Below are 23,014 nucleotides of genomic sequence, written 5' to 3' on the forward strand. Positions count from 1 at the left end.
CACGGGATTAGCTTACGCCTCCAGACAGGTTTCGACAAAGATCTTGAAGGCGCGGGCGCGGTGCGACAGCGCCTGCTCGTCGCCGGGCTTCCAGCCATGCTTCTGCTCGGCGCTCATTTCGCCGAATGTGGTCGCGTATCCCTTGGGCTGGAAGACCGGGTCGTAGCCGAAGCCCTGGGTGCCGCGCGGCGGCCAGACGACGGTGCCTTCCACTTCGCCGCGGAAAAGTTCGGTATGCCCATCCGGCCAGGCAAGGCAAAGGACGCTGACGAAGCGGGCTCTCCGGCTCTCCGGCGAGGTGGCGCCGGCTTTCTCCAGGGCGGTCTCGACCTTCTGCATGGCCATGGCGAAGTCGCGCGTACCGTCAGGCCTCTCCGCCCAATTGGCCGTATAGACGCCGGGATCGCCGCCAAGCGCATCGATGACCAGACCGGAATCGTCCGAGAGTGCCGGCAGGCCGGAGGCATTGGCGGAGGCGAGCGCCTTGATCGTCGCATTCTCCTCGAAGGTCGTGCCCGTCTCGTCCGGTTCGATGAAGTTGAGATCGGCGGCGGACTTGGCGGTAAAGCCGAGCGGACCGATGAGATCGCGGATTTCCTGGATCTTGCCGGCATTGTGGCTGGCGACGACGATGGTCTTGGTATCGAGCTTGCGCATGTGCTGTCCTGTCATAGCCCCCAGATGCGGGGTTCGGCGCATTCCAGGCTGTTGCCGGCCGGATCGCGGAAATAGATCGATCGGCCGCCGTTCGGCCAGTGAAAATCGGCTTCGATATCGACACTGGCAGCCTTCAGCCTCTCGGCCATGGCCTCGATATCGTTGCTATCGACACGGAAGCAGACATGGCCATGGCCCTTGGTCCCATGCGGCGGCACGGGCAGGGCGCCCGGTTCGTGCGGCTTGAGCGTTTCTCCGCTGTTGAAGATCAGGAGCACACCTGGCCCACAGCGATAAAAGACATGGCGATTGCCGCCTCGCGATATCTTCTCCAGCCCGAGTATGCCGCCATAAAAGGCTTCGACGGCATCGAGATCGTCCGCATAGAGTGCAGTTTCAAGAACGCCTGTGAGTGTCGCATCGCTCAACGGATTAGCCCCTCACCCCAGCCCTCTCCCCCATGCGGGGAGAGGGGACGACCTCAGGCTCGATCGTCGTCCGATTCCAGCGTGGTGAAGAGGGATAACAAAGGGTGCATCTAGCCCCTTCTCCCCCTCTCGGCGGGGAGAAAGTGGCCACCCATCGATGAACTCGGGGGCCGGATGAGGGGCAGGCTGCACGCTCCGCATTCGTTGATATCCTCAGGCGATAGCCTGCTTCTGCAGCTCCACCAGTTCGGCGATGCCGTTCTTGGCAAGGTGCATCAGCGTGGCGAATTCCTCTTCGCTGAAGGGGGCGCCCTCAGCCGTTCCCTGGATCTCGACGATGCCGCCCTTGCCCGTCATGACGAAATTGGCGTCGGTCTCGGCCGAAGAATCCTCGAGATAGTCGAGATCGATGACCGGCTGATCGGCAAAGATACCGCAGGAGATGGCTGCGATGTGGTCCTTCAGCACGCGTTCCACCTTGACCATGTTGCGGCTTTCCATCCACTTCAGGCAGTCATGAAGCGCGATCCAGCCGCCGGTGATCGAGGCCGTGCGCGTGCCGCCATCCGCCTGGATGACGTCGCAGTCGACGGTGATCTGGCGTTCGCCAAGTTCCTTGAGGTCGACGACGGCGCGCAGCGACCGGCCGATGAGGCGCTGGATTTCCTGCGTGCGGCCACCCTGCTTGCCGGCGGCGGCTTCGCGCTTCATGCGCTCGCCGGTCGCGCGCGGCAGCATGCCGTATTCGGCCGTGACCCAGCCCTTGCCGCTGTTGCGCAGCCATGGCGGCGTCTTGTCCTCCAGGCTTGCCGTGCAGAGCACATGCGTATCGCCGAATTTCACCAGGCAGGAGCCCTCCGCATGCTTGGAAAAATTGCGCTCGAACGACACCTTGCGCATCTGGTCGGTTTTTCTGCCTGAAGGCCGCATTCCACTCTCCTGAAAGTTCGTTGACCGCTTCTACGACCCACAGCCTGCTTTTGCAAAGGAAAAGCAGGCTGTGAGACCTGTCCGCGCCTCCAGCGGCATTTTCCCTTTTGCCATTGCTAACCGAATGATTATATTTTGCCTAAGGCTCAACGGAATGGATCTGACAGCGAAATGGTATTCACGACATCGTCGGTCTCGGATGTCATTGCTGCACTGGACGAACGCTCCAAGGAAATCTTCCGCCGTATCGTCGAAGGCTATCTGGAAAATGGCGAGCCGCTGGGTTCGCGCAATCTCTCGCGCCTGCTGCCGATGTCGCTCTCGCCGGCCTCGGTGCGCAATGTCATGAGCGATCTGGAAGAGCTGGGACTCATCTATTCGCCGCATGTGAGTGCCGGGCGATTGCCGACGCAGGTGGGCCTACGCTTCTTCGTCGATGCGTTCATGCAGGTCGGTGATCTCTCCGCCGAGGATCGGGCCAATATCGACCGGCAGGTGCGCGGCAGCAATCGCGATCAGCCGATGGAATCGATGATGTCGGAGGCGAGCCGGGTGCTCTCGGGCATTTCGCGCGGCGCCGGTCTCGTCATCACCTCCAAGAGCGACCCGGTGCTCAAGCACGTGGAATTCATCCGCCTGGAGCCGACCAAGGCGCTTGCCGTGCTCGTCGGCGATCACGATCAAGTCGAAAACCGCATCATCGAACTGCCGGCAGGCACGACGTCGTCGCAGCTGACGGAAGCCGCCAACTTCCTTAACGCCCATATGACCGGCCAGACGCTGCCGGAGCTGCGGCGGCAGTTGCAAAGTCTTAAGGAAAGCGTGCGCCAGGAACTGGACAGCTTGTCTCATCAGCTGGTCGAGCGCGGCATTGCCGTCTGGTCCGGCGGCGATGACGAAGGCAAGCCGACGCAGCTCATCGTGCGCGGCCACTCCAATCTGCTGGCCGAAATCGGCGGCGCGGAGGATCTGGATCGCCTGCGCCTTCTTTTCGACGATCTCGAAAAGAAGGACAGCCTCATCGAGATTCTCAATCTTGCCGAAAGCGGCCCGGGGGTGCGCATCTTCATCGGTTCGGAAAACAAGCTTTTCTCGTTGTCCGGTTCCTCGCTGATCGTCGCTCCCTATCGTGACGACGATGATCGTATCGTCGGCGCGGTCGGCGTCATCGGCCCGACGCGGCTGAACTATGCCCGCATCGTGCCCATGGTCGATTATACGGCGCAGCTGATTTCGCGGCTGACCCGGCCGGGGATTTGACGAGACGGATCCGACGGTGACGGTCAATCGGCAAGCAGCATCCCAGATCCGCCCATCTCGGCCGGAAGGTCCTTCTGCTTCGGAAGCCCGTCGCCCATGTGCAGCACTGTCGTTTCATAGTTGACGTGCAGCGCCGGCTGGAAATCGAGGCCGGGCAGGATGGCGGCGTAGACATCGGTCACGCCCCATGTCGGATGCTCGGTCAAGAGATGGCCGCCGCAGACCGTGCACCACTTGCGCACGCTCGTCTCGGTTTTCTGGTAGCTGCCGATCTTGTCCGCACCTCTGGTGATGTGAACCGCTTGCGGCGGCCAGAGCGAAAAGGCATTGATCGGGCCTGCCGACCATTCGCGGCAGGAGTCGCAATGACAGTAGCCCATCGCCACTGGCTCGCCATCGACAGTAATTTCGACTGCCCCACAGAAACACTTGCCTGAAAGGGATTTGCCATTAGACATTGATCTCACCCCTCGCTGTGCTGCATCTCAGCATACCACCGGGGAGGAGGGCTGAACAGTCGATGTCTCGAACGGCATTCAAGAGCGGGGAGGCATATTGCCGCCGCCCGCAAAGCCGCGAATTGGCTGTTCTTCTCGACAAAGCCTTGATTTTTTCCGGGCAAACCTCGATATCGGGCACATCCAAAGACCAAGCAATTCGGAGACCGTCATGACCGACGAAACAACAAAAACCGGACCTGACGCCACGGCGGCCGACACGTCAGCGGATTTCGCGCAGGATGCAGCGGAAACCGTTGATGCGGCCGAGCCGTCTCAGCCAGATCCGGTTGAGCTGCTGAAGGCCGAGAACGGCGAACTGCGCGATCGCTACCTGCGCCTTGCTGCCGAGATGGACAACCTCCGTCGCCGCACCGAGCGCGACGTGAAGGATGCGAAGTCCTATTCCGTGGCAAGCTTTGCCCGCGACATGCTCTCGGTGGCCGATAATCTGCGCCGCACGCTGGACGCCATTCCGGCTGAAGCCCGCGCTGGCGGCGACGCCGGCCTGAAGACGCTGATCGAAGGCGTCGAGATGACCGAGCGTTCGATGTTATCGGCCCTCGAGCGCCACGGCGTGCGTCAGCTCGAACCGATCGGACAGAAGTTCGACCCCAATTTCCACCAGGCCATGTTCGAAGTGCCGAACCCTGAAGTGCCGAACAACACGGTCGTCCAGGTGGTGCAGGCCGGCTTCGTCATCGGCGACCGCGTTCTGCGCCCTGCCATGGTCGGGGTCGCCAAGGGTGGGCCTAAAATCGTGGAAAATGCCGAGCAGGGCGCCAACAGCCCGCTGGATGAAAAAGACGCCTGATCTTTCAGAGCGATAGCGAAAAAGACAGAGCCGGATGATCTGAGGTCATCCGGCTCTTATTTTTGCCTTGGTCAGATGCGACGCAGGTCGTCACGCGGCGTTGGATGCCTGCTCCTCGTTGAGGAAGGCGTAGATGGCGGAGGCGGAGTCGGTGGCGCGGAGCTTCGCGACGAGATCCTGGTCCCGCAGAACGCGGGCGATGCGCGAGAGCGCCTTCAGGTGGTCCGCGCCGGCACCTTCGGGTGCGAGCAGCAGGAAGACGAGATCGACGGGCTGATCGTCCAGCGCCTCGAAATCGACAGGCGCTTCAAGGCGCGCGAAAATGCCGGCGATGGACTTGATGCTGGCAAGCTTGCCGTGGGGAATGGCGATCCCGTTGCCGACGCCGGTCGAGCCGAGGCGCTCACGCTGCAGCACGACGTCGAAGATTTCGCGCTCGGGCAATCCGGTGAGCTTGGAGGCTTTGGCGGCCAACTCCTGAAGCAGTTGTTTTTTGGAATTTGCCTTCAAGGCGGGGATGATCGCATCTTGCTGTAGCAAATCTGCCAATGCCATTCTCTTTATCCTTCGTGTCGCCGAGAACCGATGACGGGCAAGCGGCGGCCAGCTGCCATGATGCGCAGCCGCCGCTTATCTTCTATTCTCAGCCTTTGATATTGGCCGCGTCGATCCAGCCAATGTTGCCGTCCTGACGGCGGTAGACGATGTTCAAGTGTTCGTTGCCGGGGCTGCGGAAGAGCAGCAGCGGTTCGTCGGTCATGTCGAGCGCCATCACGGCAGTCGCCACCGACATGGTCTTCAATTGCTTCGTGCTTTCTGCGACGATCGCCGGTGCGAAATCGGAAGGAACCTCCTCATCGTCGTCCGGAACGCCGTCCATGACGGTATAGGCAACTTCCGCCTGCCCGTTCACATGATTGCCGGCCTGATGGTCCTTGAGTTTGCGCTTGTAGCGGCGCAGGCGTTTTTCGATGCGCTCGGACGCGGCGTCGAAAGCGAGTTGCGGGTCCATGGCTTCCCCTGCGGCATGCAGCACCACGCCGCTGTCGAGATGAAGCTTGCAATCGGCCGCAAAGCGCGAGCTGGACTTCTGCACAGTTACCTGACCCGAATACCCCCCGTCGAAGTATTTCGTCACGGCCATACCGATCTGGTCTTCAATCCGTTGGCGGAAGGAATCACCAATTTCCATATGTTTACCGGAGACACGCACACTCATGGAGTTTCCCTTCTTGTAGTGGTTATTGCGCGTATCAGTTTACGCCAAGCCTCAAGCTCATCCAAGCACTTCACGCAGTCAAAGGCAAATTGCGTATATCGACCGCCTTTTGGATGGTGGGGATAAGTTTCATGGTCGTGCTGTCCTGCAGCGATTGCGGCGGGCTTCTAGCCCTGCCGCTTGCGAAAGTCAACTGCATCTTAACGGACCGTTAGGAGTTTGACATCCTATGGTTGAGGGTAGCCGACCGTCAGAAACCGGAAACTTTGGCCAGCGCCCGCTTTTCCCGGCGCCTTTGAACGGAGGAGGGGATGTTCATGGCTTCCCGGTATTTTGCAACCGTGCGGCGAGCGAGCTCTATCCCGCCCTTCTTCAGCGTATCGACAATATCATCGTCGGACAGCACCGCATCCGGGCTTTCGCTGCTGATCAGCAGGCGGATCTTGTGGCGCACGGCCTCGGCGGAGTGGCTATCGCCGCCTTCCACGGCGCTGATCGAAACCGTGAAGAAATATTTGAGCTCGAACAGCCCGCGCGGCGTCAGCATATATTTGTTCGAAGTCACGCGGCTGACCGTGGACTCGTGCATCTTGATGGCGTCCGCCACGGTTTTCAGATTGAGCGGCCGCAGATGGTCGACGCCGTGTACGAGGAATGCATCCTGCTGCCGGACGATCTCGCTCGCCACCTTCATGATCGTCTTGGCGCGCTGGTCCAGGCTGCGGGTCAGCCAGTTGGCATTCTGCAGGCATTCCGACAGGAAGGCATGGTCTTGACTGGTCTTGGAGACGGAGGCGAAATAGGACTGGCTCACCAATACCCGCGGCAGCGCATCGGGATTGAGCTCTACCAGCCAGCTCCCGTCCGCTGAGGGGCGCACGACGATATCCGGCATGATCGCCTCGGATATGTCGGCCTCGAAGCCGCTGCCGGGCTTGGGGTTCAGCTGGCGGATTTCCGCCATCATGTCGAGCAGGTCTTCCTCGTCGACGCCGCAGAGGCGCTTCAGCGTGGCGAAATCGCGCCTGGCAAGCAGCTCGAGATTTTCGATCAGCCGCTCCATGGCGGGATCGAAGCGATCCTTCTGCCGGAGCTGGATTGCCAGGCATTCGCTGAGGGAGCGGGCAAAGACGCCGGGCGGATCGAGCTGCTGCAAGGCATCCAGCACGCGCTCGACGTCGGCAAGCGTCGCACCGAGGCGTTCGGCCGTCTCACCGAGCTCGCCGCGCAGATAGCCACAATCGTCGAGCTGGTCGACGAGATGCTGGGCGATCAGCCGGTCGCCCATGGAAGGCAGCGAGAAGGGGATTTGTTCGTTGAGATGATCGCGCAACGACACCTGGCCGGCGACGAAGTCGTCGAGGTCGTAGCTTTCGCCGGCCTCGCCGCCAGGCATGGATTTCCACTGACTCAGCAATTCCGGCGCGTCGGCGCGCTGCGGAACGCCGTCGTCCGGAAAGACATCGTTGAAATTGGTATCGAGCTCGTCGCTCAGCCGTTTGGCGTTGCCGGTATTGTCGTTTTCGTACCAATCGCTCGCAAGGTCGCCGCCACCTCGTTCGAAGCCATCTTCGCCGTGCGATTCTTCCGAGGCCTCGAAATGATCATCCTTGGCTTCGCGTTCGCCGCTACTGCCTAGATCCTCGTCATTTGACGCAAATTCCAGCAGCGGATTTTTCTCGACTTCCTGCGCAATGAACTGACTCAGCTCGAAATGGGTCATTTGCAGCAACTGAATGGATTGCATCAGTTGCGGAGTCATGACCAGGCTCTGGCTTTGGCGCAGGAAAAGATTGGCCGATAGTGCCATGGCGGACGCAGGACTCCCTTGAACTCCTCGGGATTCCGCGTCTTCTGTTAATAAAACCTTCGCGAAATTCCAACTGGCCCAAAAATTGCTTTTTTATGGGATTTGGTCAAGCGGAACTGTGAAACGAAAGTAAATTTCCGGCGCTCGCCGGCATTCGATAATATTGTGGGATGAAAGGATCGAATTTCAGCCTATCAGAGGCTGAAATTATCACCGAGATAAAGCTTGCGAACTTCGGGATTGCTGACGATGTCGTTCGCCCTGCCATGGGTCAGCACCTCACCCGCATGGATGATATAGGCGCGGTCTATCAGGCCGAGCGTCTCGCGGACATTGTGGTCGGTGATCAACACGCCGATGCCGCGTGCCGTCAGGTGATGCACGAGGTTCTGAATATCGGCGACCGAGATCGGGTCGACGCCCGCGAAAGGCTCATCGAGCAGCATGAAGGTCGGGTCGGTCGCAAGCGCGCGGGCGATTTCAAGGCGACGGCGCTCACCGCCCGAAAGCGCGATGGCCGGCACGGTGCGCAGATTGCGAATGTGGAATTCCTCCAGCAGTTCGTCGATCTTGCGCTCCCGCTTGGTCTTGTCCTTTTCATGGACTTCGAGCACGGCGCGGATGTTTTCTTCCACCGTCAGGCCACGGAAGATCGATGCTTCCTGCGGCAGGTAGCCGACGCCGAGCCGCGCGCGGCGGTACATCGGCATCGAGGTGACATTGTTGCCGTCGATCTCGATCGTGCCCTCATCGACCGGCACCAGTCCGGTGATCATATAGAAACACGTCGTCTTGCCGGCGCCGTTCGGCCCGAGCAGGCCGACGGCTTCACCGCGCCGCACCACCAGCGAAACGCCGTTGACGACACGGCGTGTCCGGTAGGTCTTGGTGAGGCCGCGGGCAATCAGCGTCCCCTTATAGCGTGCCTTATCTGCGGCCGGTGCGCCCGATGCCGCAGAAGACGGCCCGGGCACACCGGGCAAAGTGGAAGTGGTCGTTGTGGTCACGAGAGGGCCGGTATCAATTTTTCTTTTGTTGCTGCTGCACTTGCTGCGACTTCGGATCGAGCTGGATCTGAACGCGGCCGCCGCAGGAATCCAGCTGTGCTTCACCCGTCGCCATGTGCACGGTGAGTTGGCAGCCGGTGAAAACGTTCGGTCCGTCCGTCAGAACCACTTTCTTGCCCTTGAGGATCGCAAGCTGGCTGGCCATGTCGAAGGAGCCGTCCTCCGCCGTCGCCGTCTGCGTGCCGGAAACGAGGTAAACCTTGTCGGTGACCAGAATATGGTCGATGTTGGCATCGCCCGATACCAGCGACTGGTTCTGCTCCTTGGCTGCCTTGGCGACAGGATTGTCGGCCTGCTTGGCATCCGCCGGTTGCTTCTTCTTGTAGAAGACCGTCATCTTGCCCGCCTGCATCGTCGTGGTGCCCTGAACAACCTTGACGTTGCCGGTGAACACGGCCTGGCTTTCCTGGTCATGGATTTCCAGCTTGTCGCTTTCGATCTGGATCGGCTGATCGCTGGAAAGGGCAAGGCCCGGCATGGAACTGGTCGTCGACTGCGCACCTGCCTCTGCGGCTGCGAAGAAGGCGAGCGCGCTGAAGGTAGCAAGAAGACCCGCCTTGCGCAGGCCAGAGTTGAAAATTGAATTTGGCCAATACTTTATCATGAACCGCCCGGCTTCTGTTCGCTAGCTGAATTGTGGAGAGCGGACGGTTCGATATGCATCCGAACCTGCCCGTCGAATTCGATTACGCTCCCCTTATCCGTCATCTTGAGCGAACGCGCAACAACCGACATGCCGCCTCTGTTGATTGCAACCTCATCCTGGCTGGACAGGTCGCCTTTCTTGACATCTAAGAACGCGGTCTTGAATGCTGCACGCAGGCCATTGTCCATCTGGACGACGAAAGGCTCCGTCAGTTTCAGCGTGTCGGCCTGGCGATCGAAATCCGCGCTCTGGGCCGTCACATGGGCGATCACGTCGGTATTGACGGGCATGGATGCCTTGATGGCCTTGAGCGTGATCATGTTCGGGTTCTTGAGATCCTGCAGCGCTTTCTCCGCCAGCAGGGAATAACTGATGCCGTCCTTGTTGCGGCCGGCGATGGCCGGACGCTCCATGACCACCTTGCCGTCCTCGATCTTGGCGCCCTCGATCTGTATGTCCGCCGGCAGATAGGCGCGGATCAACGAGACGGCAATGAAGATGAGCGAGACGATGAGGGCGGCAAGCGGCAGCATTACCCTCAGCCGCTTCACGCGCGCAGAGTGGAAGATTGCGTCCTTATACGCATTCCGTTCCGACAGCGGGCGGATTGCCTCGCCGGGGGTCTCGATCGTATTGAGCATGCAACAGGTCCGTCTTCTTTGATCCGAGAACCGCATTCACGCTAATGCGAGGCTGCGCCAAAAGCCCATCGGATCGTTTCGCATTATTGCACTGGCTTGCCAATATGGATTTTTCTCCGCAGCCGAGGAATTTCGGCAGAAAAATATCCGATTGGCCCGTGCATCAGGTCGAGCAATGTCCTATCTGATGAACAACAGAGCGGCCACCGGCCAAGGACATCGAGAACGGGAAACGCTTTTCTCTAAGGATTGTGCCCGTTTCAAGGTGTCATTATCCGGGTTTCGTAACGCATTCGATTTGTTGCAGGGAGAAATAAGGCGTGATGGACAGTTCTGCAATCGCAGATCGGCGACAATTGCGTCGCAAGCTTGGTTTTTGGCGGGTTGTTGCCGTTTTGCTCCTTGTGGGGCTCGGCTTCGCGCTTTATCGCTTCGTCGCCGGAGACCTTCCCGACACCCGCGGCCCGCAAATTGCCCGCGTCAAGATTTCCGGGCTCATCCAGGACGATCAGGAGCTCCTCGAACGGCTGAAGAAGATCCGCGACAATGATCAGGTCAAGGCGCTGATCGTTTCGATCTCGTCGACCGGCGGGACCACCTATGGCGGCGAGCGCATCTTCAAGGCGATCCGCGCCGTCGCCGCCAAGAAGCCTGTCGTATCGGATATTCGCACCGTTGCCGCCTCGGCCGGCTATATGATCGCGACGGCCGGCGACGATATCGTTGCCGGCGATACCTCGATCACCGGGTCTATCGGCGTCATCTTCCAGTATCCGCAGCTCAAGGATCTGCTCGACAAGCTCGGCGTTTCCCTCGACGAGATCAAGTCGGCACCGCTGAAGGCCGAACCTTCGCCCTTCCATCCGGCAAGCGAGGAAGCCAGGAGCATGATCCGCAACATGGTCATGGACAGCTACGGCTGGTTCGTGGATCTGGTGGCGGATCGCCGCAAGCTGCCGCGCGAAGACGTGTTGAAGCTTGCCGACGGCAGCATCTTTACCGGCCGGCAGGCGCTGCAGAACAAGCTGATCGATAAGCTCGGCGGCGAAGACGAAATCCTTGCCTATCTCGAAACGCGCAAGGTCAAGAAGGACCTGCCGATCGTCGACTGGAAGCCGGAAGACAAAACCTCGTCCTTCTTCTGGCCGGGCGCCGCTTCCTGGTTGCTAAATCGTCTTGGTTATGATGATTTTGTAAAAGGAGAAGCTCTCCAGAAAATCATGACCGATAAGTTGTTTCTTGACGGCCTGCTTTCTGTTTGGCAGGGTGCAGCCAATTGATAAATCAATGATTTAAGGGGATAGCTGTGATCAAGTCGGAACTGGTGCAGATTGTTGCCGCCCGCAACCCGCATCTCTATCACCGCGACGTCGAAAATATCGTCAATGCCGTCTTGGATGAAATCACCGATGCACTCGCTGCGGGAAACCGGGTTGAGCTTCGCGGCTTTGGCGCTTTTTCCGTCAAGAACCGGCCTTCGCGCTCCGGTCGCAACCCGCGCACCGGCGATACGGTCTTCGTCGAGGAAAAATGGGTTCCCTTCTTCAAAACGGGCAAGGAATTGCGCGAGCGCCTGAATCCGGGCGCAGGCGACGAGGAAGACGACAACTGATCGGCCCCATCGCGCCGAACTTTCCCGAAAATGCTCCGGCGAGATAGCGTCGGACATGATTGTGCCGCGACGCGGTGGCACTTGAATTCAGCCGCCTCTTTTCTATTCTGCGGCTGAAGGCGGCTTGGATGCGGGCATCCATGGCTGCGGATAAAGGAGCTGCGCAATGGCCAAGAAGATCGTCAATCTGCTGATATTGCTGCCGCTCGGCATCATCCTCATCATATTCTGCGTTGCCAACCGGCAGTCCGTGACGCTGGCGCTCAATCCGTTCCGGCCGGACGATCAGGTTCTGTCGCTGAATGCGCCTCTGTTCGCCCTGCTGTTTGTCGCTCTGATCCTCGGCATGATCGTCGGCGCCGCGGTGACCTGGTTCAATCAGGGAAAATACCGCAAACGCGCTCGCAACCAGTCTCGAGAGGCGGTCCGCTGGCAGGCCGAGGCCGACAAGCACCGCACGCGTGCCGAAGAGATCGCCGGCCAGCTTCCGTCAAAATGACGGGCTGCCGTTAAGCCGCATCTCCTTGTAGTCACCCTCGGGCGAGGCGCCGTCGCCGATAATCTCGAAGCCGAGTTTTCGATAGAAGGTCATGGCGTGCGTATTCTTGACCAGGCACTTCAGCCGGTAGCGGCGCATGGGCCAGTCCGGCAGGGCGGCGAGCAGGGCCTTTCCGGCGCCGCGCCCCTGGAAGGCCGGCAGGATGTAGAGCATATGGATGAAGTCATCCGGCTCCCACACGGCGGCAAAGCCCGCAACCAGACCATTCTCGTTTTCGCAGACGAACAGCCGTTCGCCATTCGTATGAACGGCGAAGTCCTCAAGGCTGAAGCGGTCGGGATCGACCCATCTGAATGTCTCGCGGCGGACGCGGAGGTAGATCTCCGCAAGCTCCCCCATGTCTTGTTCGCGTGCAGGCCGGACGGCCCAGGTCTCGAATTTCGATGTCATGATCGACTATATGGGCGCCAGATGTGCTTGCGGCAATCAGGCGTCGGCCTGGCCGTTGATGGCAGCGGTGAAATCGGCGAAAAACTGCTGCGCCAGCTTCTTCGCGCTGGAATCGACCAGGCGGGAGCCAAGCTGCGCAATCTTGCCGCCGACCTGCGCCTTCGCCTCATATTGCAGGATGGTTTCGTTGCCGTCTTCCTTCAGGATGACGTCCGCGCCGCCCTTGGCAAAGCCGGCAATGCCGCCCTTTCCCTCACCTGATATCGTGTAGCTCTCCGGCGCGTTGATGTTGGAAAGCGTGACCTCGCCATTGAAGGAGGCGGAAACCGGGCCGATCTTCAGCTTCACGGTCGCGGTCAGTTCCGTCGGGGAAATCCTCTCCAGGCTTTGACAGCCCGGAATGCATTGCTTGAGGATCTCCGGATCGTTCAGCGCCGCCCACACCGCGTCCCTGGGTGCCGCAATCCGCTCCTCGCCGGTCATGTCCATGCGCAATCCTCCCAATGTGACATTTTGTGCATGGATCATCGCAGATCGGAAAGCGCTTTGCCAAGTGGCGGCCAGATGCTATTTGCACGCACATATCAATTTTGAGACAAGCATGGTGAAACACAGGGAAAACCGCCCCGGCCAAAAGGCCGCCGGCGGTCTTGGGGCAAAACCCCGGCGCGATATGCCCGGCAAGCCGCCGGCAAAGGCCGCGCATGCTTCAAGGCCAGCCAAGCCTTCGTACGATGCCAAACCTTCGCGCAATCATGGCGAGCGGGCGACCGAGCCGCGTGATGCGGCGTCCGCTCCTGCGGCGCCCGAGCGCCCGCTGCTGACGCGAAGCGGCGAACGGCCGGCCGAACGCGTGCCCGTCATCCTGGAATCGCTGGGTGCCGGCGATTTTCACCTGATCGACAGCGGCAATGGACAGAAGCTCGAGCAATACGGTCCCTATCGCATCGTCCGGCCGGAAGCGCAGGCACTGTGGCCGCCGTCGCTTGCCTCCCATGTTTGGGACAATGCCGATGCCGTCTTTACCGGCGATACGGATGAAGACGGCATGGGCCGCTGGCGTTTTCCACGCGAGGCGCTCGGCGAGACATGGCCGCTGCAATTGCTCGGCGTCGATTTCCTTGGCCGCTTCACCGCCTTTCGCCATGTCGGCGTCTTCCCGGAGCAGATCGTGCACTGGGCATGGATGAAGGAGCAGGTCGAGGCGGCGAAACGGCCGCTGAAGGTTCTGAACCTCTTTGGCTACACCGGCGTGGCGTCGCTGGTGGCGGCCGCAGCCGGCGCGGAAGTAACTCATGTCGATGCCTCCAAGAAGGCGATCGGCTGGGCGCGCGAAAACCAGGCTTTGGGCCGCATGGAAAAGCTGCCGATCCGCTGGATCTGCGAGGATGCGATGAAGTTCATCCTGCGTGAGGAGCGGCGCGGCAACAAATATGACATCATCCTGACCGACCCACCCAAGTTCGGCCGCGGCCCGAACGGCGAGGTCTGGCATCTGTTCGAGCACCTGCCGCTGATGCTCGATATCTGCCGCGAGATTCTGTCGCCGAAGGCACTCGGCCTCGTGCTGACGGCCTATTCCATCCGCGCCAGCTTCTATTCGATCCATGAGTTGATGCGCGAGACGATGCGCGGCGCCGGCGGTGCCGTCGAATCCGGCGAACTCGTCATCCGCGAGGCCGGTCTCGATGGCCATACGCCGGGCAGGGCGCTTTCCACCTCTCTCTTTAGCCGCTGGGTGCCGAAATGAACCAGGATTTCCGTAGTGACGGCCCGCGCAAGGTCGGACAGGTCAAGGAGGTCACCTCGCTTGCCAATCCGATCGTCAAGGATATCAAGGCGCTGACGGTCAAGAAGTCCCGCGAGGAAAGCGGCGCCTTCCTGGCCGAGGGCCTGAAGCTCGTCATCGACGCGCTCGAGCTCGGCTGGACGATCCGCACGCTGGTCTACGCCAAGGCCGCCAAGGGCAAGCCTCTCGTCGAGCAGGCTGCCGCCAAGACGGTCGCGGCCGGCGGGCTGGTGCTCGAGGTCAGCGAAAAGGTCATCGGCTCCATCACCCGCCGCGACAATCCGCAGATGGTGGTCGGCGTCTTTGAGCAGCGCTGGCGACAGCTTCGCGACGTCAAGCCGAAGACAGGCGAAACCTGGGTCGCGCTCGACCGCGTGCGCGATCCCGGCAATCTCGGCACGATCATCCGCACCACCGATGCGGCCGGTGCCTCCGGCGTTATCCTCGTCGGCGAGACCACCGATCCGTTTTCGCTGGAAACCGTACGCGCCACCATGGGCTCGGTCTTTGCCGTTCCCGTCGTCAAGGCGACACCGGAGGAGTTCCTGGCCTGGAAGAAGAAGGCTGAGGTTTCCGTTGTCGCCACCCACCTGGCCGGCGCCGTCGATTACCGCACCATCGATTACAAGAGGAAGCCCGTCGTCATCCTGATGGGCAACGAGCAGTCCGGCCTGCCGGATGTCCTGGCGAAAGAGGCTGATGCACTCGCCCGCATTCCGCAGGCCGGCCGTGCCGACAGCCTCAATCTGGCGATTGCAACTGCGGTCATGCTGTTCGAGGCCCGCCGCCATATTCTGTCACTTAACTAGCGAGACCCGATGACCGAAAGCGAGACCAACGAGCAGTTGCCAGCAAAGCCGGCTCTGTTTTCCCGGCCCCTGCCGATCCTGATCTTCATCGTGGTTGCGGTCATTCTCGATCAGGCCGTCAAGGTCATGGTCGATCACTGGCTGCCGCTGCAGGAGATGGTGCCGGTCATTCCGATGCTGGCGCTCTATCGCACCTACAATCTCGGCGTCGCGTTCTCCATGCTGTCAGGCATGGACGGCTGGTTCATCGTCGGCATGCGGCTCGTCATCGTCGCTTTCGTGCTGTGGCTCTGGTGGCGCACGCCCGACAATCGCTGGCTTGCCCATGTGGGCTTTGCCCTGATCATCGCCGGGGCGCTCGGCAACCTGATCGACCGCTTTCTGTATGGCCATGTGATCGACTATATCCTCTTCCACACCCAGACCTGGTCTTTTGCGGTGTTCAATCTCGCTGATAGTTTCATCACCGTCGGGGCAGGCTGCGTCATTCTCGACGAACTTCTGATGCCGAAAAAGGCGAAAGCTTAAAATTCTAGCGAATCCCTGAAGGCATCGGGAAGAGTGCATGTGTTAGCCAGGTTGCATGAGCACTCTGGCAAATCTGCAGCAAAAGCTTGCCGCAGCCCAAATCCGCGGCCACACGGGACCGATCGAAGGAGCGGCCGAAACCGAGCCGCCGCCTGCGAAGCCGATCCCATCATCGCAGGATGCACTCCGCCAGCCGGCCTCGCCGGCAAAGGCGTGGTGGCTGGAAGGCCATTGGCTGAATGGCGGCGGCCTTCTGGCAGGCGCGGCCCTTCTTGCGATCGGCTTTGCCGGAGGTCCGCTGACGCTTGCAGGCGTTCTCGGTCTTGTTGCAATCGTGCTTGCCGCTGTCGGCATCCTCAATGCCCGCAACGCATCGCGCAAACCTGCAGTGATCCCAGCCGATTTCAGCGAAAGCGAGCACGACCGTCTTTGGGAACACAGGGAAAGCACTGGCCTGCTTGCTACCGTTCATGATGCGCTCGGCGACATCGCGGTCACGCGCAGCATCGATCGCCGGATTCTGCATGCCAACGCCACTTTCCGCAAACTGAGCGGCAAGCCGCATCCGGAAGGCCTGACTCTGGAAGAAGCCGGTCTCTTATTCCGTGCCGTCACCGATGCAAAACATCAGGATGCCGAAATTGCCACGCCCGAAGGGCGGCGCGTCTTTGCCTGGCACGATGTCATGTTCCGCGATCCGGCGACGGGGCAATTGTGCATTCAGAGCATTGCGCGCGATGTGACGGAAGAGCGGCAGGCGGCTCGCCTGCGCGAGGATGCGCGGCTGAAGGCCGAATATAACAGCGCGGCCAAATCGCGGCTGCTCGCCACCGTCAGCCACGAGATCCGTACGCCGCTGTCGGGCATTCTCGGCATGAACCATCTGCTTGCCCAGACGCCGTTGACCTTGGAGCAGGCAAATTACCTGACGGGCATTCGCCAGTCGGGTCATGCGCTGGTGCAGCTGGTCGAAGACCTGCTGGATTTCTCCACGATCGAGGTCGGTCGCTTTCAATTGCATCCGCGCAAGGAGGCGTTGCGGCCTCTGCTGGAAGGCGTCATCGAGATGCTTGCCCATCGCGCTCATGAAAAGGGCATCGAAATCGCTGCGAGCGTTGCGGCCAAGGTCCCTGAGAGCATGGAATTCGATCCGGCCCGTCTGCGCCAGATCCTGTTCAATGTCATCGGCAACGCCGTGAAGTTCACCCAGACCGGCGGCGTGCTTGTCCGTGTCGATATCCGGGAACAGGATTTGACGATATCGGTGCGGGATAGCGGCCCCGGCATGACCGAGGAAGAACAGGCGCGTGTCTTCGGCGAGTTCGAACAGGCCGGCACGATCGTGGAAAAAAGCGCCGGCACCGGCCTGGGTCTGGCCATTTCCGCCCGCATCCTGCGCGAATTCGGCGGCAGGCTCAGCGTCGCCAGCGAACGCGGCAAGGGCAGCGAGTTCATCATTTCCTTTCCGGTCGGCCTGGATGCCGGGGAGAACGAACATGAGTGGCGCGACATCATGCTCAAGGGATCGCGTGTCCTGCTGCTGGCGCCGGAAGGGGCCGCAAGCGAGGCAATCACGCAAACCATCCGTACCCTTGGCGGCCATTGCCGGCTGATCTACGCCGGCGATATGGACGACCTGCTGCGCTCGTTCCCAATGGGCGAGGAGGGAGCGTGGACGGATCTCATCGTCGACCACCGCATGGCGCCCTGGTATTTCAGCGAGGGAACCGCGCTTGCCGTGCCCGGCCTGCGCAAGATCTTCCTGGTCAATCCGGAGGAGCGCAACACCCATCCGCTCGATCTCTTCGACGCCTGGCTCATCCGGCCGCTGCGCGAACAATCGCTCATCGATGTGCTGAGGGGTCGCATGCGAGGCATGGAAAAGCGCGATGCCTTCATCGAAGCGGTCTCCGAGATCGGCATCACGACGCCGGAGGCGGAGGACCGCACGCTCGATATCCTGCTTGGCGAAGATGATCCGGTCAATGCCATGCTGGTCAGGGCCATGCTCTCCAAGGCCGGCCACAGGGTTCGCCTCGTCGAGGATTTCGACGGTCTTCGCGTTCGCGTCGAAAACGCCGAAGCGCGGCCCGAGGTGCTGGTAACCGATCTCAACATGCCCGGAGGCTCGGGTGCCGCCGTGCTTGCGCAATTGCGAGCCTACGAGCGTCGGCACGGTTTGCCTCCACTTCCGATCGTCGTATTGACCGCAGACAGCCGCGACTCGGTCCGCCGTCAGGCTTTGCTGGCCGGGGCCGATGCCGTCATCGTCAAGCCGGTCGATCCCGAAAAGCTGACGGCAACGCTGCAGGGCCTGTCGAGGTCGGTTTTCGAACGCGCCTAGACATGAGCACCCATCTTCGGATGAAGGTTACGGAAGCCGGCTCATCAATGCTCGATAGCGGCCGGCAATAGGGCTCAACCTATGGCAACTGCCGCTGCTAAGTTGGGGACGGTGCGTTCATTCGAAAATTGAAATGGGCACACTTCTTGCTTTTAGCAAAGCTGCGTGTCACTTTCCTGTCGCACGAATTTGGTTTATGGCGCTATATCGGCCCGTAGGGGAGAATCGCCATGTCCATCGAAATCTTGAATCGCGAAGCTCAGGGCGAAATGGTTCAGTCTTCAAAGGCAACGGTTGCACCAGTTGCCAGCGATGTGCTCGGACGCATCGGAAATCTAGAAACGCGCCTTGCCCGCACGGCGCGCGAAATCGATGCCGCTCAGGCCGTCCGCTACCGCGTTTTCGTCGAGGAGATGAACGCGCAACTGCCGGCTGAGGCCATGCGTCGCCAGCGTGACATCGACAATTGGGACGCCATTTGCGACCATCTTCTGGTTTTGGACCATTCGATCGAAGGCGATCCGGAAGACCAGATCGTCGGCACCTATCGTCTGTTGCGTCAGGAAGTGGCCATGGCCAATGGCGGCTTCTATTCCTCTTCGGAATTCGACATCAACACGCTGCTGGCCCGCCATCCGGACAAGCGCTTCATGGAGCTTGGCCGTTCCTGTGTGTTGCCGGCATACCGCAACAAGCGCACGGTGGAATTGCTGTGGCAAGGCAATTGGGCCTATGCCCTGAAGCACGGTATGGGCGCGATGATCGGCTGCGCCTCTTTCCCGGGCATCCTGCCGGAGCAGCATGCGCTGGCCCTGTCCTTCCTCTATCACAATGTTGTCGCCAAGGACGAATGGACAGTCGGTGCCTTGCCGTCCCTTGCTCGCAACATGGACCTGATGCCGGTTGAAGCCGTCAATCCGAAAAAGGCGCTCATGGCGATGCCGCCGCTGATCAAGGGTTATCTGCGCCTTGGTGCTATGGTCGGATCGACCGCCGTTGTCGATCATGCCTTCAACACGACCGACGTGCTGATCGTCCTGCCGATCGCCAGCATCTCGGACCGCTACGTCAATTACTACGGCGCGGATGCCGGTCGCTTCGCAAGCTGACGGATCTCAAGGGATCACAAAAATATCGATCGCATCCGTGATGCCGCGAAGCGCGACATGATGCGATTGCGGTTTCAAGCCGCGTGTCGTCAGCAGTTCGGCGGCGCGGGCATTCTCCAGCACCGCACCCGTGGCAAATATCTCGCTCGATGTCGCCAGATGCTGCACGCGTGAGGCGATATTGACCGTTTGTCCGAAATAATCCTGCCGCTCGTTCAGGCTGACCGCGATGCATGGTCCCTCGTGGATGCCGATCTTCAGAAGAAGATCGTCGTTGCCGCGTTCCTCGTTGAGGCTGGACATGGCCTCGCGCATCCGCATTGCCGCGGCGAGCGCCCGGTCCGGCGTCGGGAAAGTGGCCATGACCGCGTCGCCGATGGTCTTGACGACCGCGCCGGCTTCCGCACCTACGATTTCATGCAGGATGCTGAAGTGTGTTTTGACCAGATCGAAGGCCGCAAGATCGCCGACCCGCTCATAGAGTTCCGTCGAACCACGAAGATCGGTGAAGAGAAAGGTGAGGCTCGCGATTTTCAGCCGCTGGTTGATGTCGATCGTATCGGTCCGGTATATGTCGCGGAAGGTCTGATTGGAGAGCAGCCGCTTGGCGGTCAGGAACGGCCGGCGTTGGCCGAGCAGGGTATGAAGTGCATCATTGGCGATGCACACGGACGGCAGGGTGCGCACTTCCGTATGGTTTTCTATGACGATGCGAAGCGGGCCCGGTCTAAGCTCGATCGTGTCGTGGTGCCGATGCATGCGATCGAAGACGAGCGATATGCTCTGCCGCTCCTTGGATGGTTCGCCCTTTACGTCGATGAACTGCGCGCTATGGGTAACCGGCTCGAAAACAATGACGAATTCGGCCGGCAGTTGCAGCGACAGGACAGCCTTTTCGCCCGCTGGCAGCTCCAAGGCTTCCAATAGGAATTCATCGACCTTTTCCTCATAGCCGTCATCGGGAAGATCGACGCCCGAACTCCAGTAGACCTGGCGGAAATATTCATGAGGCGGCAAATCATGGGGATTGTGGGCGTCGATGTGGCGCAGCCGCGGACTGACGGTGAAGGTGACCTCGACCATCTCGTCGAGCGTCGGTTCGTAGCCGGCTGCACATAGGGTACAGCTATAGGTTTCGCTCTGGACCGACTTCAGCGATGTATTGGCATCCAGCACCCCGCCGCATCCCGGGCAAAGCACGTTCCAGGACATCTCGAACAGGCCAAGGCGCGCGGCGTGGAGAAAGGCACTGATGGTGTGTTCGTCGTCGAAGCCATGGTCGCCCGCGAAGGCGAGCGCATTCATGCGATTGAGCTTGCGGTCGGGCGCCTCGAGCACCATCCGCTCGATTGCGTCGACGATGTCAGGCCGCGCTGAATGGCGCAGCACTTCGAACAGGGGCTGAGCGTCAGTCATCCCCCATTCTACACCTAATTCCCAGGGCAGCCATCATCTTTGTTCGGCTGCCCTAGGAATGCAAGGGTCAGGCGCCGGCACCATAGGCCGCGATGGCGGCCATATTGACGATATCGGAATCCTTGGCGCCCATCGATGTGATCTGCACCGGCTTGTCGAGGCCGACGAGCAGCGGTCCGATCACCGTGGAGCCGCCGAGCTCCTGCAGCATCTTGGTGGAGATCGCTGCAGAGTGGAAAGCAGGCATGACAAGCACGTTTGCCGGTCCGGAAAGCCGCGAGAAGGGATAGAGGCTTTCCATGAGCTTCCGGTCCAGCGCCACATCCGCCGCCATTTCGCCGTCGAATTCAAAATTGACGTATCGCTTGTCGAGAATATCAACCGCTTCACGCACCCGCTCGGAACGTTCGCCCGGCGGATGGCCGAAGGTGGAATAAGCGAGCATGGCGACGCGGGGCTCATAGCCCATGCGCCGTGCGAAACCGGCGGCTTCTTCAGCGATATCGGCCAATTCTTCGGAGGTCGGCATGTCGTGCACGGCGGTATCGGCAACGAAGACGGTTCGGCCGCGGGCAAGCACGATCGATATGCCGATGACCCGATGTCCCGGCTTGGCGTCGATGCAGCGGCGCACGTCTCCAAGCGCCGTCGAATAGTTGCGCGTCACGCCCGTCACCATGCCGTCGGCGTCTCCCAGCGCCACCATGCAGGCGGCGAAGTGATTGCGGTCGTTGTGGATCAGGCGGATGACGTCACGATGCAGGTAGCCCTGGCGCTGCAGCCGGGCATAGAGATAATCGATATAGGCGTCGCCCCGCTTCGAGATGCGCGCATTGACGATTTCGAGGCCGGGGCGATTGAGATCGATGCCGGCGCGTTCGGCGGTGGCCTCGATCAGATCCTCGCGGCCGAGCAGGATCGCCGTGCCGAGTCCCTGGTTGGCATAGGAGAGGGCGGCGCGCATGACCTGTTCTTCTTCCGCCTCGGCGAAGACAATGCGCTTCTGATGCCGGCGCACGCGCTCGTAGAGCTGGGCCAGCGTCGAGGCGATCGGATCGCGCCGGGCCGAGAGTTCGCGCGCATAGGCGGCCATATCCGATATTTCGCGGCGCGCGACGCCGCTTTCGATCGCGGCTTTCGCGACAGCCACCGGTATTGCCGAGATCAGGCGCGGGTCGAACGGCACCGGGATGATGTATTGCGCGCCGAAGCGCGGCCTTGCGCCCTGATAGGCGGCGACCACATCGTCCGGCACGTCTTCGCGCGCCAGGCTCGCCAGCGCGTTGACGGCGGCGATCTTCATCTCGTCATTGATGGTGGTCGCGCGCACATCGAGCGCGCCCCGGAAGATATAGGGGAAACCGAGGACATTATTGACCTGGTTCGGATAGTCCGAGCGCCCCGTCGCCATGATGGCGTCGTCGCGGATGCGGGCGACTTCTTCCGGCGTGATTTCCGGATCGGGATTGGCCATGGCGAAGATGATCGGCCGGTCGGCCAGGGAGCGGATCATCTCTTCCGAGAAGGCATCCTTCTGCGATAGCCCGAACACCACGTCGGCACCCTTCATCGCTTCCGCCAGCGTGCGCTTGTCGGTCTTGACGGCATGCGCCGACTTCCACTGGTTCATGCCTTCGCTGCGGCCCTGGTAGATCACGCCCTTGGTGTCGCAGAGGACGATGTTCTCCGGGTTGAAGCCCATGGCCTTGATCAGCTCGATGCAGGCGATGGCGGCAGCGCCCGCGCCGTTGCAGACGAGCTTGGTGGTCTTGAGATCGCGGCCGGTCAGTTCGAGCGCGTTGATGAGCCCGGCGGCGGCGATGATCGCGGTACCGTGCTGGTCGTCATGGAACACGGGGATATCCATGAGCTCACGCAGGCGCTGCTCGATGATGAAGCAGTCGGGTGCCTTGATATCTTCCAGATTGATGCCACCGAAGGAGGGGCCGAGGTAGCGCACGCAATTGATGAATTCATCGACGTTCTCGGTGTCGATCTCGAGGTCGATCGAATCGACGTCGGCGAAACGCTTGAAGAGCACCGACTTGCCTTCCATGACCGGTTTGGAGGCCAGAGCTCCGAGATTGCCGAGCCCCAGAATGGCCGTGCCGTTCGAGATGACGGCGACCATGTTGCCACGCGAGGTATAGTCGTAGGCCGTCGCCGGATCGGCGGCGATCGCCTTTACGGGAACGGCGACACCGGGCGAATAGGCAAGGGAAAGATCGCGCTGGGTCGCCATCGGCTTGGTCGGGTTGATCTCAAGCTTGCCGGGGCGGCCGTTCTTGTGGAAGTCCAGTGCTTCCTGATCGGTGATCCCCGTTCCCGGACGCGACTTGCTCTTGCTGTCAGCCATTGTTCCTCCAAACCTCCTGTGGGCGACCGGTCCCTCTTGTCCGATAGCTGTTGTCTTCTATAGCGGCGCGCGGATAGGGTGGCACCTCATTTTTTTGGAAAAACTGCACCTCCGTGAACGAACGTATTAACGC

At 60.7% G+C, this 23,014-nt stretch carries 24 protein-coding genes; 10 read left to right on the forward strand and 14 right to left on the reverse strand.

Translation table 11 applies throughout. The features are described 5' to 3' along the window. Positions 1 to 12 precede the first annotated feature (12 nt). The 3 genes from rdgB to rph all read right to left on the reverse strand — a co-directional run bounded on the left by rdgB (position 13) and on the right by rph (position 2,015). A complete protein-coding gene (gene rdgB / locus DQ393_RS20905) occupies positions 13 to 657 on the reverse strand; it encodes an RdgB/HAM1 family non-canonical purine NTP pyrophosphatase (protein ID WP_112343840.1) in 645 nt (214 codons plus the stop codon). Between the two features lie 11 nt (positions 658 to 668). After that, complete coding sequence (locus DQ393_RS20910; RefSeq protein WP_112343632.1) at positions 669 to 1,085, reverse strand: VOC family protein; 417 nt, start codon at positions 1,083 to 1,085, stop codon at positions 669 to 671. Positions 1,086 to 1,298: 213 nt separating this feature from the next. After that, on the reverse strand, positions 1,299 to 2,015 hold the full coding sequence (rph, locus tag DQ393_RS20915; protein WP_112343633.1) for a ribonuclease PH: 717 nt from the start codon (positions 2,013 to 2,015) through the stop codon (positions 1,299 to 1,301). A gap of 171 nt (positions 2,016 to 2,186) precedes the next feature. On the opposite strand from rph, the gene hrcA reads away from it, so the two are divergent. After that, positions 2,187 to 3,275, forward strand: a complete 1,089-nt coding sequence (gene hrcA, locus DQ393_RS20920) for a heat-inducible transcriptional repressor HrcA (protein ID WP_112343634.1) — start codon at positions 2,187 to 2,189, stop codon at positions 3,273 to 3,275. Positions 3,276 to 3,298: 23 nt separating this feature from the next. On the opposite strand, the gene DQ393_RS20925 is transcribed toward hrcA, so the two are convergent. Then, complete coding sequence (locus DQ393_RS20925) at positions 3,299 to 3,733, reverse strand: GFA family protein (protein WP_112343635.1); 435 nt, start codon at positions 3,731 to 3,733, stop codon at positions 3,299 to 3,301. A gap of 211 nt (positions 3,734 to 3,944) precedes the next feature. On the opposite strand from DQ393_RS20925, the gene grpE reads away from it, so the two are divergent. Continuing rightward, positions 3,945 to 4,586 (forward strand): nucleotide exchange factor GrpE, encoded by a 642-nt coding sequence (grpE, locus tag DQ393_RS20930; RefSeq protein WP_112343636.1) that lies wholly within the window; start codon positions 3,945 to 3,947, stop codon positions 4,584 to 4,586. Positions 4,587 to 4,676: 90 nt separating this feature from the next. On the opposite strand, the gene ptsN is transcribed toward grpE, so the two are convergent. The 6 genes from ptsN to lptC form a co-directional block, all read right to left on the reverse strand. After that, a complete protein-coding gene (gene ptsN / locus DQ393_RS20935) occupies positions 4,677 to 5,141 on the reverse strand; it encodes a PTS IIA-like nitrogen regulatory protein PtsN (RefSeq protein WP_015338601.1) in 465 nt (154 codons plus the stop codon). Between the two features lie 88 nt (positions 5,142 to 5,229). Then, positions 5,230 to 5,805: a ribosome hibernation-promoting factor, HPF/YfiA family gene (gene hpf / locus DQ393_RS20940; RefSeq protein ID WP_106996445.1), complete on the reverse strand. Its 576-nt coding sequence runs from the start codon at positions 5,803 to 5,805 to the stop codon at positions 5,230 to 5,232. 250 nt (positions 5,806 to 6,055) lie between these two features. Next, on the reverse strand, positions 6,056 to 7,615 hold the full coding sequence (gene rpoN, locus DQ393_RS20945; RefSeq protein WP_112343637.1) for an RNA polymerase factor sigma-54: 1,560 nt from the start codon (positions 7,613 to 7,615) through the stop codon (positions 6,056 to 6,058). A 194-nt stretch (positions 7,616 to 7,809) separates the two neighbouring features. Then, complete coding sequence (lptB, locus tag DQ393_RS20950; RefSeq protein ID WP_210260545.1) at positions 7,810 to 8,598, reverse strand: LPS export ABC transporter ATP-binding protein; 789 nt, start codon at positions 8,596 to 8,598, stop codon at positions 7,810 to 7,812. Positions 8,599 to 8,635: 37 nt separating this feature from the next. After that, positions 8,636 to 9,286 (reverse strand): LptA/OstA family protein, encoded by a 651-nt coding sequence (locus DQ393_RS20955; RefSeq protein WP_112343638.1) that lies wholly within the window; start codon positions 9,284 to 9,286, stop codon positions 8,636 to 8,638. After that, the gene (gene lptC / locus DQ393_RS20960) at positions 9,283 to 9,969 is read right to left on the reverse strand and encodes an LPS export ABC transporter periplasmic protein LptC (RefSeq protein ID WP_112343639.1); all 687 of its coding nucleotides are present in this window, start codon (positions 9,967 to 9,969) and stop codon (positions 9,283 to 9,285) included. The genes DQ393_RS20955 and lptC overlap by 4 nt, the downstream gene beginning before the upstream one ends. A 323-nt stretch (positions 9,970 to 10,292) precedes the next feature. Between lptC and sppA the strand changes: the two genes are divergently transcribed. The 3 genes from sppA to DQ393_RS20975 all read left to right on the forward strand — a co-directional run bounded on the left by sppA (position 10,293) and on the right by DQ393_RS20975 (position 12,080). Then, positions 10,293 to 11,249 carry a signal peptide peptidase SppA gene (sppA, locus tag DQ393_RS20965; protein ID WP_112343640.1) on the forward strand — a complete coding sequence of 319 codons (957 nt, stop codon included), beginning with the start codon at positions 10,293 to 10,295 and terminating at the stop codon, positions 11,247 to 11,249. A 26-nt stretch (positions 11,250 to 11,275) separates the two neighbouring features. After that, a complete protein-coding gene (locus DQ393_RS20970; protein WP_004120746.1) occupies positions 11,276 to 11,581 on the forward strand; it encodes an integration host factor subunit beta in 306 nt (101 codons plus the stop codon). Between the two features lie 166 nt (positions 11,582 to 11,747). After that, a complete protein-coding gene (locus DQ393_RS20975) occupies positions 11,748 to 12,080 on the forward strand; it encodes a lipopolysaccharide assembly protein LapA domain-containing protein (protein WP_112343641.1) in 333 nt (110 codons plus the stop codon). Here the strand turns inward: DQ393_RS20975 and DQ393_RS20980 are convergent. Both DQ393_RS20980 and DQ393_RS20985 read right to left on the reverse strand, forming a co-directional pair. After that, the gene (locus DQ393_RS20980) at positions 12,072 to 12,530 is read right to left on the reverse strand and encodes a GNAT family N-acetyltransferase (RefSeq protein WP_112343642.1); all 459 of its coding nucleotides are present in this window, start codon (positions 12,528 to 12,530) and stop codon (positions 12,072 to 12,074) included. The genes DQ393_RS20975 and DQ393_RS20980 overlap by 9 nt on opposite strands. Before the next feature lie 36 nt (positions 12,531 to 12,566). After that, positions 12,567 to 13,019 carry an SRPBCC family protein gene (locus tag DQ393_RS20985; RefSeq protein ID WP_112343643.1) on the reverse strand — a complete coding sequence of 151 codons (453 nt, stop codon included), beginning with the start codon at positions 13,017 to 13,019 and terminating at the stop codon, positions 12,567 to 12,569. 115 nt (positions 13,020 to 13,134) lie between these two features. Between DQ393_RS20985 and DQ393_RS20990 the strand changes: the two genes are divergently transcribed. From DQ393_RS20990 to DQ393_RS21010, 5 genes are all read left to right on the forward strand, one after another. Beyond that, positions 13,135 to 14,280, forward strand: coding sequence for a class I SAM-dependent methyltransferase (locus tag DQ393_RS20990; protein ID WP_432422015.1), 1,146 nt, complete (start codon positions 13,135 to 13,137; stop codon positions 14,278 to 14,280). Beyond that, entirely contained in the window at positions 14,277 to 15,128 is an 852-nt protein-coding gene (locus tag DQ393_RS20995) for a TrmH family RNA methyltransferase (protein ID WP_112343645.1), read from the forward strand. Before DQ393_RS20990 ends, DQ393_RS20995 begins: the two co-directional genes overlap by 4 nt. A 9-nt stretch (positions 15,129 to 15,137) precedes the next feature. Next, a complete protein-coding gene (gene lspA, locus DQ393_RS21000) occupies positions 15,138 to 15,656 on the forward strand; it encodes a signal peptidase II (RefSeq protein WP_112343646.1) in 519 nt (172 codons plus the stop codon). Positions 15,657 to 15,711: 55 nt separating this feature from the next. After that, complete coding sequence (locus tag DQ393_RS21005) at positions 15,712 to 18,000, forward strand: hybrid sensor histidine kinase/response regulator (protein ID WP_112343647.1); 2,289 nt, start codon at positions 15,712 to 15,714, stop codon at positions 17,998 to 18,000. Between the two features lie 230 nt (positions 18,001 to 18,230). Further along, positions 18,231 to 19,109, forward strand: coding sequence for a GNAT family N-acetyltransferase (locus DQ393_RS21010; protein ID WP_112343648.1), 879 nt, complete (start codon positions 18,231 to 18,233; stop codon positions 19,107 to 19,109). A gap of 6 nt (positions 19,110 to 19,115) precedes the next feature. Here the strand turns inward: DQ393_RS21010 and DQ393_RS21015 are convergent, their stop codons facing one another. Continuing rightward, entirely contained in the window at positions 19,116 to 20,525 is a 1,410-nt protein-coding gene (locus DQ393_RS21015; protein WP_112343649.1) for an adenylate/guanylate cyclase domain-containing protein, read from the reverse strand. 67 nt (positions 20,526 to 20,592) lie between these two features. Continuing rightward, a complete protein-coding gene (locus DQ393_RS21020) occupies positions 20,593 to 22,881 on the reverse strand; it encodes an NADP-dependent malic enzyme (protein ID WP_112343650.1) in 2,289 nt (762 codons plus the stop codon). Positions 22,882 to 23,014 lie beyond the last annotated feature (133 nt).

Origin of the sequence: Martinezella tropici, assembly GCF_003287875.1 — a bacterium.
Lineage (GTDB): Bacteria > Pseudomonadota > Alphaproteobacteria > Rhizobiales > Rhizobiaceae > Rhizobium > Rhizobium tropici_C.